This window comes from Deltaproteobacteria bacterium, from assembly GCA_020848905.1.
Taxonomy (GTDB): Bacteria; Myxococcota_A; Polyangia.
Genome location: JADLHG010000069.1, coordinates 83,454 through 99,363, shown reverse-complemented (window position 1 = coordinate 99,363; position 15,910 = coordinate 83,454). Strand labels below are relative to the sequence as shown.

Here is a 15,910-nt window from a genome sequence, read left to right as displayed (position 1 = left end):
GCGGCGACGCGCGACGAGATGGGGTCAGGATGCGTCCGTCAGCTCGGCCAGAAGGCCGTAGTGGTCAGAGAGGCGCGTGCGCAGCACGGTGCTCCCCAGCACGAGCTGCACCCACGCATCCAGAACGCGGCGGTAGCTCTTGCCGAGCGTGGACGGGCAGCCCCGGAACATGACGTGGTCGAGCCACGCGTCCTGGCGCGAGCCGGCCAAGGGATTGTCCTTGCACCAGGTGCAAGCGGGCGCGCTCCACGGCTCGACGAAGCCCGCCTCGAGGAGCACGTCGTAGCTCTCCCCGAGCTCGGCCGCGAGCCCGACGCGCTGCGGACCCGCGTTCAGGTCCCCCATCAGGACGGTGCACTGGTGCACGGAGCTGCTGTCGGCGAGCCACCGAAGCTGCTCGCGCTGCTCGTCGACCCAGCTCGCGCTCCGCCGCCCCTTCGGATAGGGCACGTCGTCGAGCTTGGCCGAAAGGTGCGTGCACCGCACCTCGCGCTGCCCCACCCGCGCGTGGATCGCGCCGCGCTTCACGAGCGCCGTCTCGAAACCGTGGTAGCTCGCGTTGTCGATCGGAAAGCGGCTGAAGAGGGCGAGGCCGTTGCGCCCGTCGTAGGCGAAGGGCTTGGCCCCGAAGAGAGCGCACTGCCAGGGGGCCGCCGTGTTCGCCGCGAGGCACAGCTTGCACTCGTCGGGGAGCGCCGCGTAGCGCGCCTGACACGGGCCCGCCACGCACTCGCTGGCCGAGATCCCCTTCGGCGTGCAGTCCGACGCGACGCAGCGGTCCAGCCGGAAGGTGCTCCAGGCGTCGCAGCTCACCTTGCGCGGGGAGGTGTCGGTCGTCTGCTCGCGAAACGCGTACGGGTAGGCTTCGGCGAGCGCCGTCTTGAGCGCAGCGTAGTCCTCGTCCCGCCAGACCTCCTGCAGGCAGAGCACCTCGGCGCCGCTCTCGCTCAGGGCCGCGGCGATGCGCGGCAGGCGCTCGGGCGCCAGCGCCACGGCGCCGTGGGCCAGCCCCGCGTTGTAGGTCAGAAACGAGGCCCGCGTGCTGCTCGTCCGGCGCTCGAGGCCCGGGCCGACCTCGAGGCCGCAGCCCCCAGTCCCGAACAGAAGCAGGGTCCAAACGGCGACACACCTGCGCATGCGACACCTCCGCGGCGTCGCACTGTGCAAACCGGGCACCAGGAGGGCCACGACCGCCGGCGGCGGATCTGCGAGAGATCCTCGCGGCCCGTCCGCGTCGGTCACGGCGCGCCCCACCGAAGGTCGGTCAGGGCGCTCGACTATCGAAGGGCCCTCCGGACCGGGCGGCGTGCGCCGGACGCTTAGTAGGTGAAGCGCGCCCGGGTCCAGACCTCGCTGCCGCCGGCCGCGGGGTCGCCGAACTTGGTGTGCTCCTTGCCGACCTTGAAGAGACCGCCGGCGGAGAGCTCGAGGCCGTGCCCGAAGTTGTAGGTCACCTCGGGAAAGAAGACGGCCGAGAAGCCCTCCGCACTGAAGGTCCCGTGGTGCGTGCGCACGCGCCGGTTGGCCTGCGCGTCCCACTTCTCCTCGTAGACGCCGATGAGGTCCCAGATCATGAAGAGCCGCACGAGCAGCTGCTCGCTCAGAAACTTGAAGTCGAGGCCGAGCACCAGGTAGTCGCCGAGCCGTGGGCGCAGGATCTCCGTCGCGCAGCGCTCCCCCTTGGGGTCCACGAGCGCGCAGGTCATGAGGCTCGCCGCGTTGCCCGCCGCGCCTCCCCGTCGTACGGCCCACCCCTCGCTGAAGAAGTCCCCGGCGCCGAACTCGTCGACGAAGCCGTGCACCCACTGGACGTTCGCGTAGACGTGGCGGCCGAAGCTGTAGTCGAGCCCGAGGGTCCACTTGGCGAAGGGCGTGGACTTCACGGTCAGGGGGCGCCTGCCGCCGAGACCGTAGGCGTACTCCCCCGCGGGCTCGAGCCGCAGCCCGAAGTCCATGCGGTCCTGCAGCAGGATGATGCTCGCCTCCTGCGGGAAGAAGACGCCGAGCTCGAAGCGGTACCCGATCGGCTGGATGCGCTTCGAGAGCCAGCCGAGCGCGTTCACCTGCCCCGAGGCGTTGAAGCCCAGCACCTGCATGCGCGGGTAGCCGAGCTCGACCTCGGTCTCGATCATGCCGGCCACGCAGTCGTTCGGGTCGCTCGGGCTGCAGCGACGGCCGGCGTTGAGGCGCGTGTAGTTGACGAAGGGCTGCGGCATGTCGGTGCGGCCGTTGTAGTAGCTGAAGGCCAGGTCGTGCTCCGCCAGCACCCCCGCCACGCGGAAGGCGAACTGCATGTTGTCGAGCCGCGCCTCGGGGAGCACCGGAATCGCCTTGGTCACCACCGTCGGGTACTTGAGGATGTCGCGCACGAGCGTCTGCTCGGCGTGCAGGCGCCAGCGCAGGCTATCCTCGACGAAGGGAAGCCGATCGAGCGACGCCACGCCGAGCCGCGCCGACGACGGAAGCTGCGCCGGCTTGAAGATCGGGACCAGCACGCCCGAGAGGGTCCACTCGCGATAGAAGGTGTAGTCCGCCTTGACCATCGGCGTGCCGAGCTGCTGGCCGAAGAGGAGCGGGTCCCACAGGTCGTTCGGATTGAGGTTGTTCGTCGGGTTGAACTGATCCCCCTTGCCCCAGTTCACCACCTGCTGCCCCACGCGCAGGTCGAGCCCCGGGAGCAGGTCGGTGGCCTCCACGAAGAGCGAGTGCGCCTTGACCACGATCGGGTCGAGCTTGCTGCGGTCCAGCAGCTCGCCGAAGTCCCCCGGCCGCGGCGCGCCGACGGCGATCACGTCCACGTCGGCCACCCCGCGGAACCGCCCGGCCGAGGCCTGGAGCTTGAACTTCACCAGGTTCTCGTTGAAGGAGACGCCCGGGGCGAGCTCCTGCAGCCCGTACCAGCTCCCGACGCGCGCCCCGAGGACCCGGAAGCGCAGGTCGCTCTGGAGCTTGCCGCTGAACTTGAGGCTCACCTCCGCCCGCGCGGCGGAGGAAAGGCCCACCGCAAAGAGCACCACGAGAGCCGCGCGCGCACCCATCGATCCGGTTCGTCGCATGGTTCTCATTCGCTGCGCTGCAGCGCCCGCAGACTGAAGACGTCCTCGCCGAAGCTCGTGTTGAGCTTCCAATCCTTCTGCAGGCACTCGGTCCAGTGGTTCGATCGGCTGTGATCCACCATCTTCATGTACCGGGGCACGCACATGGCTTGCTGGCACTGGTAGTCGCGTCGCACCTCGGTCTTGATGTGGGTCCCCCGCGCGTTGAAGTACTTCAGCTCCTCGGGGTAGGCGTCGGACTTGCGCAGCGTGAACTCGATCTTCCCGTAGGGGGAGATCTGCCCGGCCCGCAGCGTGGCCCGCAGGCGCACCTGCGTCTTCGTCTCGCCGAGGAACTCGGCGTGGTAGAGGTCCCCGTAGGTCGGCGTGGACATGTCGTCGTAGTTGTAGTCGGCGCCGAAGAGCGACTGGTCGCGCACGTGCGTCGCGATGCGGCGGATCTTCTTGTAGGCCGGCAGGTAGACGTACATCTGCGTGCGCGAGAGGGAGAGGATCTTCGTCCCCTTCACGTCCCCCGGATAGAGCAGTTCCATGTGCCGCCTGCCCCCGCGCACGTGCACGCGGATGCCGATGCGCCGGGGCTCACCCGCCGGGGCCTGGATCACCATCTCCGTCAGCATCTCCTGGTCTCTGGGGCGACTGAGCGCCTGGTCCAGCTTCTTCAGCCAGCTCTCGCCCTTCGCATCGGCGAACACGGAGGTCGCCGTGAGCGAGAGCGCACACGCAAGGGGCCACGCAGGCCATCGTCCGGTCATCTGTCCTCCAGGGGGGCAAGGTCTGCATCCGGCAACCGCGCCAGGCGCCGCTCGCGCGCGCCGAGCTCGTAGCGCGAACGGCGCGCCAGCGCGGGAATGGTGAGGAAGGTGGCCACGGCCGCCACGAGCATCGCCGCCGCCGTGAGGCCGCCCAGGTTTCTGACCGGCACGGCCTCGCCCAGGGTCAAGACGCCGAAGCCGGCGCCTACCATCAGCGCGTTGGCGATGATCGAGGGCCCCGCGTGGCGGACCGCGCGGCTGGCCGCGGCGCTCATCGGCTCGTCCTCGCGCGCCTTCCAGGCGCCGAGCAGGTGCACCGCGTAGTCCACCCCCTGGCCCAGCGTGAGAGACGCCAGCATCGCCGTGCCGATGTCGAGGTGGATGCCGAACAGCCCCATGCCGCCGTAGATCGCGATCAGGGTCACGAGGGTGGGGACGCTGAGCAGGAGCCCGGTGCTCACCGAGCGGAACATGAGCGTCATGAGCACGACCACGAGGGCCAACGCCGAACCGAGGCTCATGAGCTGATTGCGAACGGCGCTGCGAGACATGCTGCGGTGGAGCACCGGCACCCCCGAGACGGCGACCTGGAGCGTTCCGGCAGCCGCGCCTCGCGCCGGCAGCAGCACCTGCGGAGCCTCGAAATCGAGGAGCGCGGCAGCCAGGTGCTCGCGCGCCAGCGGCCCCTCCGGGCCCGACGGAAGCCCGGCGTCGAGGAGCCGCAGGAAGGCGTCCACCTGCGCCTTCGCGCGCGCCCCGCGCCACTGCTCGGCGAGGGGCGTCTCGAGCGACAGGGCCAGGTCCTCGGCCTGCTGGGCCAGCGAGAGCGGCTCGAGGACGCGGCGAAGCGCTCGCACGAGCGCCTCGCGAGACGGCGCAGGCCCGAGCGTCGCCGCAGCCTGGGCCACGTCCCGCGCGGCGTCGTCGCTCCCCGAGGCGGGGGGGAGCGGCACCGCGCACTCCTCGGAGCGGAGGAAGGCGACCAGGGCCGGCAGCACGCTCTCGGGGGAGAGCTTCACCTCGCGCGGTGGGAGCACGGCGAGGAGCTGCTCTTCCTGGACCGGCGAGAGCGGGACGCCCGCCCCCTTCAGCACGGCGAGCAGCCGATCGCGCACCATGAGGCGCCGTCGCTCGCGGGCCTCGCCTCCGCGCGGCCCGGTCACCGATTCGACCGCATAGGCGGCCGGAAGGAGGGCCGGGATGGTGCGCTCGTAGTCGGAGAGCACCTGCTCGAGCTTCTCGGCGCGGTAGCCGCTCAGCTTCACCTGGAGCAGGGCCCGACGCCGGTCGGCCGTCACGAGCTGCGCCAGCGCGGGGTCCGCTCCGATGAGCGCCGTCAGGAGCTGGAGCTTGTTCCGGTCGAGCGGCAGGCGGCGCTGGCTATCCATCGCCTCGTTGCCGCGCGCCATGGCGTCCCCGATGTGCATGACCTGCGACACGTCGGAACGCAGCACGAGCCGGTCGCCGAGCCACTGGAGCTCGCGCAGGACCCACGGGTTCGTCATGTCGCCCGAGAGCTCCACCTGGAGGAACTGCGACCCGCCGAAGTGGCGACGGAGGAACTGTTCGGCCTGGTCGGGCGAGCTCCCCGGGTTGAAGAGGTACGAGATCTCGACGTGCGTGTTGACGCGGGAGACAAGGTACCCGCCGAGGGCGGCGAAGAGGAGCACCCCGCCCGCGACGAGCCCGCGCTGGCGGCCGCAGACGAGGGTGATTCGCTCGAGAGTGCGCTGCCCGAAGGAGGTGCTCGGGTCGCGCCTCTTCTTCGGTCGCGCGAGCACGAGCACCGCCGGCACGAAGGTCAGCGCGAGGAGCAGCGACGCCGTGACGCCGAGGGCCGTGAAGAGCCCGAAGGCGCGCATCGGCCGCAGGTCCATCGAGAGGAACGAGAGGATACCGAGGACCGTGGTGAGCCCCGCGGTAATCACCGGGACGCCAACCGCGCGCATGGCGCTCTGCACGGCGTCCTCGGGGGCCTGGTGCTGCGCGTAGCGATAGTAGCTCCCGAGCACGTGCACGCCGTAGGCGCTTCCCACGGCGAAGAGGATCACCGGCATCGAGCTGAGCACGAGGTTCAGCTTCACGTCGAAGGCCACCATGAGCCCGAGGGCGAAGATCACGCCGAACGCGGCGGAGAAGATGGTGATCAAGGTCCCGAGCCAGTCGCGGAAGGCCAGCATCGAGACGAGGAGCATCGCAGCCACGGCCCAGGGCATGAGCCGCCGGAGGTCCTTCTGGATCAGGTCGTAGATGTAGCTGTGGATGAACGGGGTCCCGCCCCAGTACTTGCGTTCGGTCGAGAAGACGCGCGTGACGCGCTCGCGGATCTGCTCCGCGACCCGCCGCTGGTCCACCCCCGGGCGGAGAAAGCAGTAGATGAGCACCGCGTCGCCTCGGGGAGAGATCACGTTGCCGACGAGGTAGTCCGCCACCATCACGCGCCGACGAAAGGCGGCGAGCGCCTCGGGAGTGGCGGGGACCTCGCCGAGGAGCTCGCTCGTGACGATGCCCCCCTTCACCGGGTCGGGCACGAAGTCCACCACGTTGGCCAGGCTCAGGGCGTGGTCGACTCCGGCCGTCTCCTTCACCTCGCGCGTGGCCGCCTTGAGGCGGGTCAGGAACGGCGTGGAGAAGACCTCCGGCGATTCGACGCCCACGAGCGCCACGTCGAGTCCGCCGAAGCGCTTGCCGAGCTCGCGGAAGCGCTGGATGTCCGGGTCGCGCTGGGAGAGGAAGGCGAGAAGATCGTCCTCCCGCACGACGCGCGAGGAGAGCCAGGCGCAGACGCCGGCCACACCGAGCACCACGACCACGGTGACCCAGGCCACGCGCCGTCGCGCGAAGAAGCGTGCTAAGCGATCGATCACGGGTGAGTTCTAATCCCAGAGCGACGCGAGATCACGTCCCATCTCTTTCGTCCTTGATGCGGCGCAGATACTCCTCGGCCTCCTTGCGCCAGCGCGCCTCGAGCTCACCCCCGCGCGCGTGGCGCAGCGCCCGCCGCAGCTCGGCCTCGGCCTTGTCGTACTGCTCGTCGTGAAAGTACGCCTGCCCGAGGAAGATGCGCGTGAGGGAACGGGGCGAGATCGTCACCGCCCGCTCGAGGAGCTCCACAGCCTTCTCCGTGTTGCCCACGCTGACGGGCCAGGCCGGCGCCGTCAGATAGACCTTGCCGAGCAAGACGAGCGGGCCACCTTGATCGTAGCGCTCGTCGAGATCGCGCGCGCGATGTCCGGCATCGACGAGCGGCTTGATGAGAGCCCGCTTCTGCGACGCCTCGGCCATCTTCGCCAGGTTGAGCGCCTCGTAGTAGTGCCCTTCGACGCGCAGCGAGCGCAGCCGCGCGGCCTGCTGGGCGTAGTCCAGCCCCTCGGCCGCCTGGCTCATCACGGCGCGCCGATTCTCCAGGCAGTCGGCGAGGAGGAAGTGCGCGCGCGCGAGCCGCCAGTACACCTCGAAGAGCTCCGGGTAGTAGAGGAGCGACTTCTGCAGCGCGGCGACGGCGCGATCGATCGCCACGGGGTCCCGGGGGCGCGGCGCGAGAATCTGGTCCGCGAGACGCACCAAGGCCTCCGGCTCGTCGGGAAGACCTACGAAGTGCCTCGCCTGCGGAATGTGGTGCGGCACGACGGGCGGGCAGCACGACGCGACGGCCAGAGCGAACAGGGCGATCCCCGCGCGACCGGACGGAGCTCCCCGGATGGGGTTCGAGGCGGACAAACTCTGCTTACTGTAGGGAAAAGCCTGGCCTAGCTCAAGTAATGCCCGCCGCGGCTACTTCCGGGGCCGCGCCGAGGATTCGGCGTGCCGGGTACGCGTGGCCCGCCCGAGGGGTCGGCTCCCGGCGGCGGGGAACTGCCAGCGCGTCACGCGGTCCCCTTTGAAGAGCGCGACCGAGATGGGCGACGCCGCGCCCCCGTCGGCCGACGCGCGGCTCAGCACCACGCGCGCTCCGTCGGTGCCGGGCGCCGCGAGCTGCCGCAGCACCCGCGCCAGCGCGAGCTCGGGGCCGGTGAGCTTCTCGCGCGAGGTGGGAAGGCCCCAGCCGTTGAAGACCCAGCGCACGGCGCCGCTCTGCCGCAGCCAGACCTGCGCCCAGTCGGCCTCGTCGTTCACGTTCTTCACGTGGACCTCGCCGCCGTCGTGCCCGCGGCTGACGTCGAACTCCCGCCAGCTGTTGCCGCGGCGAACCTCCATGCGATAGACGTTCTCCTTCGTCTGACTCACCTTGATCTCGAGGCGGTCGAGCTCCGTCCCGGCGAGCCAGCTCGCGGCCTGCTGCGCGGCGCGCGACGGAGTGGCCCCGGCGGAACCCGCGGTCGCGACCCAGCCGAGCACGAGCATTCCAAACAACGTGAAGGTCTTCATGAGCGGTTTCTCCCGAGCGGCCACCGCCCGGCAACACAGCAAGAGCGAGGCCAGGCCGCGCGACGCCGGCGCACGGCCACCCGGTCGAGATTCCGCGCGGTTGACGGCGGCCCGCGCAGCCGCCGGAGACCATCCCCTGACCCGAGTGGCCAGCACACGGCCGTGGGCAAAGCCGCCTTCGATCGATGGGGCGAGAACCTGGAGCCCCCGCGCGCGGAGTAGTATGGTCGAAAGAGCCTGACGGTCGGGCGTCGGTCGTGTCACTGGCATGAAAGCTGCGCTGTACGATCCCGCCCTCGGGGAGCCGAGGCCCTCCGAGCCGTCGGCCGGGAGGAAACCGACCCGTCGACGCGCGGTCGTGGCCCTGCTGTGCGCGCTCGGCGGCGCCGCCAGCCTGCAGGGCTGTACTCGCGCCCCCTCGCCTTTCACCTGCAGCGCCACCCGGCAGTGCGAGGGGTCCGGGGGGACGGGCACCTGCGAGCCCACGGGCTATTGCAGCTTTCCGGACCCCGGCTGCCCGAGCGGGCGCCGCTACGGCGCGCACGGCCCGGCCGACCTGTCGAGCGCCTGCACCACGCCGCTCGTGGTGGACGCCTCGTTCGGAGACGGAGCCCGTCTCGATGGGGCGGTTCGCGACGGCTCGGCGGGCGAGCACGCAGCTCAGGACGGAGCCCCCGCGCCCTGGTGGGACAAGACCTATCGCTACCGGAAGACCGTGTACGTCGCGCGCGGCGTCTCGAAATCGACGCTGATGGATTTTCCCGTGCTCGTGGCCCTGCCGGCCGACCCCGATCTGAAGGCGCACCTCGCCACGCCTGCGGGGCTCCGCTTCGTCGGACCAGACCAGAGGACCGTCTACGCGCACGAGGTGGAGCGCTGGGTCAAGGAGCAGGGGACCTTGTTCGCCTGGGTCAAGGTGCCGCGGCTCGAGGCCGGGGTCATGAACACCTTCTACCTCTACTTCGGATACACGGGGTCTGGGCCGCCCCCCGGGCCGCCCCCTCCGCCGGAGGTATGGCCCGACTACCGCGCGGTGCTGCACCTCTCGGACGCCGCCGCGAGCGTGCTCACAAACAGCGCCCCCGGCGGCTACACCGCGCTGGGCCGCGGCCCCCTCACCGAGCTGCCCGGTCCCGCCGCCTCCGCCGCGGGCTTCGACGCGGCGGCGGACACCGTCGAGCTCACGGGCGTCCAGAGTGTCCTCGCCAGCGCGACGAGCTTCACCCTCTCCTTCTGGCTCTACGCGGACTACCCGTCGGACGAGGCGGTGCGGACCGCAGGAGAGCCGCTCGTCCTCGAGCAGTGGGAGAGCCTCCGCGCCGGGCGCCTCATCCGCCGAACGGGCGACAGCCCCGGGCTGCTCATCTTCCAGGTCGACCTGCGCACGAGCACCAGAACCGAGTTCGTGCAGCTCCCCGTGGAGCGGCAGCGCTGGACGCACCTCGCGCTCACCTTCGACGGCACGAACCTGTACGGCTACGCGAACGCGGTCGCCGCGTATTCGGCGTCACTTCCCGGCGCGCGACTCAGCGCCGGCGTGACGGGCCTCCTCACGCTGGGAATGACCGCCACCGGCGGTGCGTCGTTCAACGGGCGGATCGACGAGCTGCGCCTGGGTCCTGGTGCGAAGTCCGCGCAATGGATCGCCGCCGAGCGCGCGGTGGTGGCCTCGCCCCAGCCGGCCGTGACCGTCTCGCCGCTCGAGGAGCGACCCCCGCTGTAGGGGCTCGGCAAGACCCCCTACTTCAACCCGTGGCGCCAGAGCAGTCGATAGAAGTGCGAGCGATCCACTCCGGCAGCGCGCGCGGCGGCCGAGGCGTTTCCCCCGTGCGCTCGGAGCTGCCCTTCGAGGTAGCGGCGCTCGAACTCGGCCACCCACGCCTCGCGAGCCGACGAGAGCGGCTGGTCGAGGCGCGCCGCGTCCCCCGGTAGCGGGCGCTCCGCGATGGGAGCCGCGTGGCCCTCGAGGACGAGGCACTGCTCCACGTAGTTGCGCAGCTCGCGCACGTTGCCCGGCCACGGAGCGCGCGAGAGCCGGTTCAGGAAGGCCGACGAGCGCAGGTACGGGTACGCGTCGAGGTCGGTGACTCCGAGCTGCGCGAGGATGTCCTCCACGAGCAGCGGAAGATCGTCGGTCCGCTCGCGAAGCGGCGGCAGGTGCACCTGGATCACCGCCAGACGGTAGTACAGGTCCGAGCGAAAGCGCCCCGCGTTGACCTCCGCCCGCAGGTCGCGGTTGGTGGCGGCCACGATCCGCACGTCCACCGGGAAGTAGCGGGTCGCGCCGACCGGCTTGACCTCACGGCGCTCGAGCGCGCGCAGGAGGTGAGGCTGTAGCTCGCGGTCGAGCTCCCCGATCTCGTCGAGAAACAGCGTCCCCCCGTCGGCCGCCACGAGCGCACCTTGTCGGGCCGCGTCGGCCCCGGTGAAGGCGCCGCGTTCGTGCCCCATGAGCTCGCTGGCCAGGAGCTGCGGCGGCAGCGCGCCGCAGTCGAGCACCACGAACGGGCCATGGCGCCGGGCGCTCTCGAGGTGAATGGCCTCGGCCGTGAGCTCCTTGCCCGTCCCCGTCTCCCCCTCGACGAGCACCGTGGAATCGGTCGCCGCCGCGCGTTCGAGGCGCAAAAAGAGCGCGCGCATGGCCAGGGACTGACCCCGCAATCGCCCGAAAGAGGTGCGGTCCGAGGCCGGCACCTGCACCTTGTCCTGCGCGAGCTCGAAGCGCAGCTCGGTACGCCCGACCTGAATCACCGCCCCGTCCTCGGGCGGCGCGCGAAAGACCCGGAGCCCGCTGAGGCGCGTCCCGTTGCGACTACCCAGGTCAGTGAGCACGGGCTGCCCGTTCTCGAGGCGCAGCTCGCAGTGGAAGCGCGACACCGTTCGATCGCTCAGCACCACGTCTGCCGACGGGTGCGTCCCCACGACCATCGCCGCCCCCTCCGAGTGGCGCGCCACGCCCGCGTCGGGTCCCTGCGTCACCACCAGGCGAAAGCGTCGCACCTCGAGCGCGCGGGGTCGGTCGGTCGCGCGCTCCGTCAGGCCCTCCGCGCCGATGCGTTCTCCCGGGTCCTCCGGAGGCGGCTGACGCTCGCGCTTCATCGTCGACCCGCCACGACGTACCGGATCACGCTGCCCACGACGAGCGCGCCCCCCACGGCGAGCGAGACGACCCCGGCGGTGCGCAGCGCTCTCCGGGACGAGAGCGCCTCGTCGTACGCGCCGTAGGTCGGGTACGCCAGGGGATCCACCGCGGCGCTCCCCACACCCACCAGCGCGCCGCCACCGCCGAGCGCCCCCACGCCCAGTCCGAGGAGCAGTCCGCCCCACAGGTCCCTGTACCATCGGCGCCGCGCGGTAGGCCGAACGTCGTCGTCTCGCGGCGGCCGAGGGCTCGGAGCCGGGTCCACCGCGGGGGATGGCGCACTCGCGAGCACCGCCGGGCGCGAGCTGACGAGCGACGGCGGCTCGGCCACCGGAGGAGTCGGAGGTTTCGCGGGCGTCGGCGGAGTCGGCGGTTCGGGCGGGACCAGCGCCTCGCAGCGTTGAATCTGCAGCCGCGCGGCGGCCCGCTGCGAGGCCTTCCGCGCCAGCCGCAGGTAGTCCTTGAAGTGCACGATCGCGCGGTCGCAGTTGCCACGCTTTCGCTCGGCCTGCCCCATCGCGTAGAGGAACTCCGGCCGGCCGTCGAGGGCGAAACCCCTCCGGAAGCTCTGCACCGCCTCGGCGAGTTCGCCTGCCGCGTAGTGGCGCTGTCCAGCGGCCCAGAGCGCGCTGGCTTCTGCACGCGCGGCCGCGGCGCGCTTGGGCGAAACGGCGCCGTGCGCAACGAGCGGGTGCGCGAGGAGCAGTGCCAGGAGCGGCAACCAGAAGCGGCGCATCGACAGCTCACGAGATGATCGAGTGTCGAGGGTACTACGGTGGCGCCACCGACTCCAAATCCCAGGAGGGCTTCTTGGCGGGCGAGGGCCCACGCTTGCGCGCGGCGCCCCGCGGTAGGCCCCGGTTCGGCCGTCCCCGCGGAGGACGGCGCTTCACGTGCGCCTCCGGTGCGACCCCGGCCTCCGCCGCCGCAGGAGACGCGGCCCCCCGCGCGTCCGCAACACCGGCGTCCGGAGCCACCTGGCCGGCGTCCGGCATCGCCGCGCGCGCGTCCGGCGTCACCCCGCCCGCGTCCGGCGTCACCCCGGCCGCATCGTGCGAAGCGCCCACGCTTCGCAGGTCGGCGACCGCCTCTCCTCGCCACGTCCCGCTCGCGACCGGCGCGTTCGCCCGTAGCCGCAAGAGGCCGAAGGTCCCGAGCCCGATCAGGCCCGCAGCCCCTACCCCGAGCGCCACGAGCAGCGCCAGCGGTTTCCGCCGAGGAGGCCACGGCGACCAGCTCAGCTCCTCCGAGTTCTCGCTCGCCGTGGAGAAGTCCGGGTCCTCGAGCGACGCGTCTCCGGGCGACGAGCCTGCCGGCGACGAGTCCGCGGGCGAGACCGGAAGCGGCACGCGCGCGACGGGAGTCAGGGGGCCCGACGGCCGCCGGGGAGACGACGCCGCGCTCTGCGGCGAGACGGCCTTCGATTGCCCCAGCGAGAGCACCTCCTGGAGCGGCAGATCGAGCGTGCTCGTCTGCGCCCAGTGCCGATCCAGGTCGTCCCCGTCGGGGCTGGCGGACCTATAGCTCTCGACCTCCTCGGGAAATTCGGCCTCGACGAAGCTCCGCAGCGTGAGCGAGGTCGGAGAGAGGCGCCTCGCCTGCGCGAGCGCCTCGAGGTCGCGCTCCAGCTCCTGCGCCGAGGCGTAGCGCCGGTCACGGTTCCGCTCGAGGGCGCGCCGGACGATCGGCACGAGGGCCTGTTGCTCCTCGGTGGGGTGCAGCGGTGGATACGGCAGCGGGTCCTCGACCACCAGCTTCATCGATTCGTAGTCGCTCGGTCCCTCGAAGAGCCGCCGCCCGGTGGATAGCTCGGCGAGCAGGATCCCGAGGGCGAAGACGTCGCTGCGCTGGTCGAGGGGGCGCCCGAGGCACTGCTCCGGCGACATGTAGCCGAACTTGCCGCAGAGCGCGCTCTGGCGCGTCTCCGGCGAATCCCGCAGCGCGCGGGCGATGCCGAAGTCGGTGATCTTCACCGCGCCGTCGTAGCTGACGAGCACGTTGGACGGCGAGACGTCGCAGTGCACCAGGCGCAGCGGCGTCCCGTCCCGGTCCACCCGCTCGTGCGCGTAGTGCAGGCCCGCGCAGAGCCCGACGCCGATGGCCAGCGTGACATCGAGAGGAAACGGGCGCGCGTGGCGCTTGACGATCGCGCGCAGGTCCAGGCCCGGCACGAACTCCATCGCGTAGTAGTACTGCCCCTGCTCCTCCCCGACGTCGTAGACCTGGACGATGTTCGAATGGTCGAGCTTGGCCGCGAGCCGCGCCTCGTTGAGGAAGAGGCGCACTACCCGGAGGTCGGCGGCCAGCTCGGAGCGGATGCGCTTGAGGACGACGATCTTCTCGAAGCCCTCGAGTCCGCTCACGCGACCGAGGAAGAGGTCGGCCATGCCCCCGGACGCGAGGTACTTGAGCACCTCATAGCGTCCGAGCCACTCCGGCACGTCCGGCGGTGGGAGCCGAGAGGCAGGGTCCATTGCCCGTAGTTTACAGGTCCTCGCGCTCCCCGTCGCGCGCGAGCTTGAACTGGCGCTAGAACGCTCGGAGCGGAAGCTCCATCGCACGCACCGGCCGCAGCGGTCCGGCGATCCGGGCCGGCGGGTCGAAGTCGATGACGGTCTCGTCGCCGCCGCGCACGCGCGCCGCGGGCTCGGCGCCCTTCGTCCCCGACCGATAGCTCGTCAACTCCGCCTCGAGCGCCTCGAGCTCCTCGGCGGCCAGTAGCGCTCCGCGCTCCGCGAGCAGCTTCTCGATCATCGCCAGTCCGACGGCCGGCAAGCCGCCGCGCTGCCGGTGCCGGCGCACGCACTCGAGCGTCCAGCGCACCTCCGCGCCCAGGTCACGCGCCGCTTGAGCCCGACGCTCTCCGGAGCGGAGCCTCGCGCAAACCGTCACGTCTCGGGGCTGCGTCAGCGTCGTGGGCGTCATGTGCATCCTCCCTCGCCTCGGTTGCGAAGGGATAGAGCAACCGCCATGCCGCGGACGCGTCGGCTGACGCGGCCCGACACCGGGTCCGCATGTGCGCAGAATCCCCCGTTTCGGCCCCCGAGCCCGCCCTCCCACACGCCCCCGTTTCGTGTCCCTGGAGAGAGGTCCCCCGGCGGTCGTCTCGCCCGACGCAACAGCTCGACGCCTTGCGTCACGCGGTCGACTCCGACAGTCCCTGCGGGTAGGCTGCGTCCATGTCGATCCCCGAGCCCCCCCGCCTCTCGCGCCTGGCCTGCATCGCCTGTCACCGCGAGGCCCCCGTCGACACGGCCCAGTTCGCCTGCCCCGGCTGCGGCGACCTGCTGGTCGTAGAGCACGATCTGGCCGCGCTGAAGCGGCGGCACCCGGACCTGAAGGCCCGCTTCGCCGCGCGGCTCGGCGAGCTCCGGCCCCCCTACGCGTCGGGGGTGTGGCGCTACCACGAGCTCGTGCTCCCCGACTTGCCACGGGAGGCCATCGTCACGCTCCCCGAAGGCCACACGCCGCTCTACCGGCGCGCGGCCCTCGAGCGCTTCGTCGGCGCGAGCACCGTCTACCTGAAGCACGAGGGCGAGAACCCGACCCTCTCCTTCAAGGACCGGGGCATGACCTCCGGCGTGTCGTGGGCGCGGCACGTCGGCGCCCGGCGCCTGGCCTGCGCATCCACGGGAGATACCTCCGCCGCGCTCGCGGCCTACGCGGCGGCCGCCGAGCTCCCCGGAATCGTGCTCCTGCCGCACGAGAAGGTCAGCGTCGAGCAGCTCGCGCAACCCATCGCCTACGGCGCCCGCGTGCTGGCGCTCGACACGGATTTCGACGGCTGCATGGCCCTCGTGAAGCAGCTCACCGCCGACGGGTCGATCTACCTGCTGAACTCGATGAACCCCTTCCGCATCGAGGGGCAGAAAACGATCGGCTTCGAGACCCTGCACCAGCTCGACTGGCAGGTGCCCGACTGGTTCGTCATCCCCGTGGGCAACGCGGGGAACCTCAGCGCCCTCGGCAAGGGCCTGCTCGAGCTTCACGCCCTCGGCCTCATCGACCGGCTCCCTCGCCTCGCCGGCGCCCAGGCGCAGGCCGCCGACCCCTTCTTCCGCGCCTACGCCCAGGGCTTCCGCGACCGCGTGCGCCTGACGGCCGCGCCCACCATCGCCTCCGCGATCCGCATCGGAGATCCCGTCTCCTACGACAAGGCGCGCGACGTCGTGCAGCGCCTCGACGGAGTCGTCACCGAGGTCACCGACGACGAGGCGCTCGAGGCCGTGGTCGCCGCGGGAGCCGCGGGAGTGCACGTCTGCCCCAACTCGGGCGTGGCGCTGGCTGGCGCGCGCCGGCTCCGCCGGGAGGGGGTCATCCCCGCGAGCGCCTCGGTGGTGGTGATCGCCACCGCCCACGGCAGCAAGTTCTCCAGCACCACCCTCCCCTACTTCACCGGGGCCCTGGGCGCAGCGCCTCGAAACGCTCCCCACCGTCTACCCGCCACCCTCGAGGCCGTGCGAGCGGCGCTCCGCTGAAGGCACGCCGCCTCAAGCCACCACGAATTGACGGGCGAGGGCGCGGCCGCTATTTTCGCCGGGACCTGAGCCGGGCCCTGACCTAGACGCCGCGAACGTTTGAAGCGCCTC

12 protein-coding genes are annotated in these 15,910 nt (G+C 71.4%); 2 read left to right on the top strand and 10 right to left on the bottom strand.

The window, feature by feature from the left end; genetic code table 11:
• Positions 1-24: 24 nt before the first annotated feature.
• From IT371_29260 to IT371_29235, 6 genes are all read right to left on the bottom strand, one after another.
• On the bottom strand, positions 25-1,137 hold the full coding sequence (locus IT371_29260) for an endonuclease/exonuclease/phosphatase family protein (GenBank protein ID MCC6751777.1): 1,113 nt from the start codon (positions 1,135-1,137) through the stop codon (positions 25-27).
• 182 nt (positions 1,138-1,319) lie between these two features.
• Positions 1,320-3,056, bottom strand: a complete 1,737-nt coding sequence (locus IT371_29255; GenBank protein ID MCC6751776.1) for a hypothetical protein — start codon at positions 3,054-3,056, stop codon at positions 1,320-1,322.
• A 5-nt stretch (positions 3,057-3,061) separates the two neighbouring features.
• Positions 3,062-3,811: an outer membrane lipoprotein-sorting protein gene (locus IT371_29250; protein ID MCC6751775.1), complete on the bottom strand. Its 750-nt coding sequence runs from the start codon at positions 3,809-3,811 to the stop codon at positions 3,062-3,064.
• The gene (locus tag IT371_29245; GenBank protein MCC6751774.1) at positions 3,808-6,678 is read right to left on the bottom strand and encodes an MMPL family transporter; all 2,871 of its coding nucleotides are present in this window, start codon (positions 6,676-6,678) and stop codon (positions 3,808-3,810) included. Before IT371_29245 ends, IT371_29250 begins: the two co-directional genes overlap by 4 nt.
• Positions 6,679-6,709: 31 nt before the next feature.
• Positions 6,710-7,531 carry a hypothetical protein gene (locus tag IT371_29240; protein ID MCC6751773.1) on the bottom strand — a complete coding sequence of 274 codons (822 nt, stop codon included), beginning with the start codon at positions 7,529-7,531 and terminating at the stop codon, positions 6,710-6,712.
• A gap of 54 nt (positions 7,532-7,585) precedes the next feature.
• Complete coding sequence (locus tag IT371_29235; GenBank protein ID MCC6751772.1) at positions 7,586-8,179, bottom strand: hypothetical protein; 594 nt, start codon at positions 8,177-8,179, stop codon at positions 7,586-7,588.
• Positions 8,180-8,447: 268 nt separating this feature from the next.
• Between IT371_29235 and IT371_29230 the strand changes: the two genes are divergently transcribed.
• Positions 8,448-9,902, top strand: a complete 1,455-nt coding sequence (locus IT371_29230; protein MCC6751771.1) for a hypothetical protein — start codon at positions 8,448-8,450, stop codon at positions 9,900-9,902.
• Positions 9,903-9,919: 17 nt separating this feature from the next.
• Here IT371_29230 and IT371_29225 read toward each other — a convergent pair whose 3' ends face one another.
• Genes IT371_29225 through IT371_29210 form a run of 4 tightly spaced genes read right to left on the bottom strand, consistent with a single transcriptional unit; the run spans position 9,920 to position 14,246 of the window.
• Positions 9,920-11,278: a sigma 54-dependent Fis family transcriptional regulator gene (locus IT371_29225; GenBank protein MCC6751770.1), complete on the bottom strand. Its 1,359-nt coding sequence runs from the start codon at positions 11,276-11,278 to the stop codon at positions 9,920-9,922.
• Positions 11,275-12,057: a hypothetical protein gene (locus IT371_29220; GenBank protein MCC6751769.1), complete on the bottom strand. Its 783-nt coding sequence runs from the start codon at positions 12,055-12,057 to the stop codon at positions 11,275-11,277. The genes IT371_29225 and IT371_29220 overlap by 4 nt, the downstream gene beginning before the upstream one ends.
• Before the next feature lie 34 nt (positions 12,058-12,091).
• The gene (locus tag IT371_29215) at positions 12,092-13,795 is read right to left on the bottom strand and encodes a serine/threonine protein kinase (protein MCC6751768.1); all 1,704 of its coding nucleotides are present in this window, start codon (positions 13,793-13,795) and stop codon (positions 12,092-12,094) included.
• 55 nt (positions 13,796-13,850) lie between these two features.
• Positions 13,851-14,246, bottom strand: coding sequence for a hypothetical protein (locus IT371_29210; protein MCC6751767.1), 396 nt, complete (start codon positions 14,244-14,246; stop codon positions 13,851-13,853).
• 254 nt (positions 14,247-14,500) lie between these two features.
• Between IT371_29210 and thrC the strand changes: the two genes are divergently transcribed.
• Positions 14,501-15,799 (top strand): threonine synthase, encoded by a 1,299-nt coding sequence (thrC, locus tag IT371_29205; protein MCC6751766.1) that lies wholly within the window; start codon positions 14,501-14,503, stop codon positions 15,797-15,799.
• Positions 15,800-15,910 lie beyond the last annotated feature (111 nt).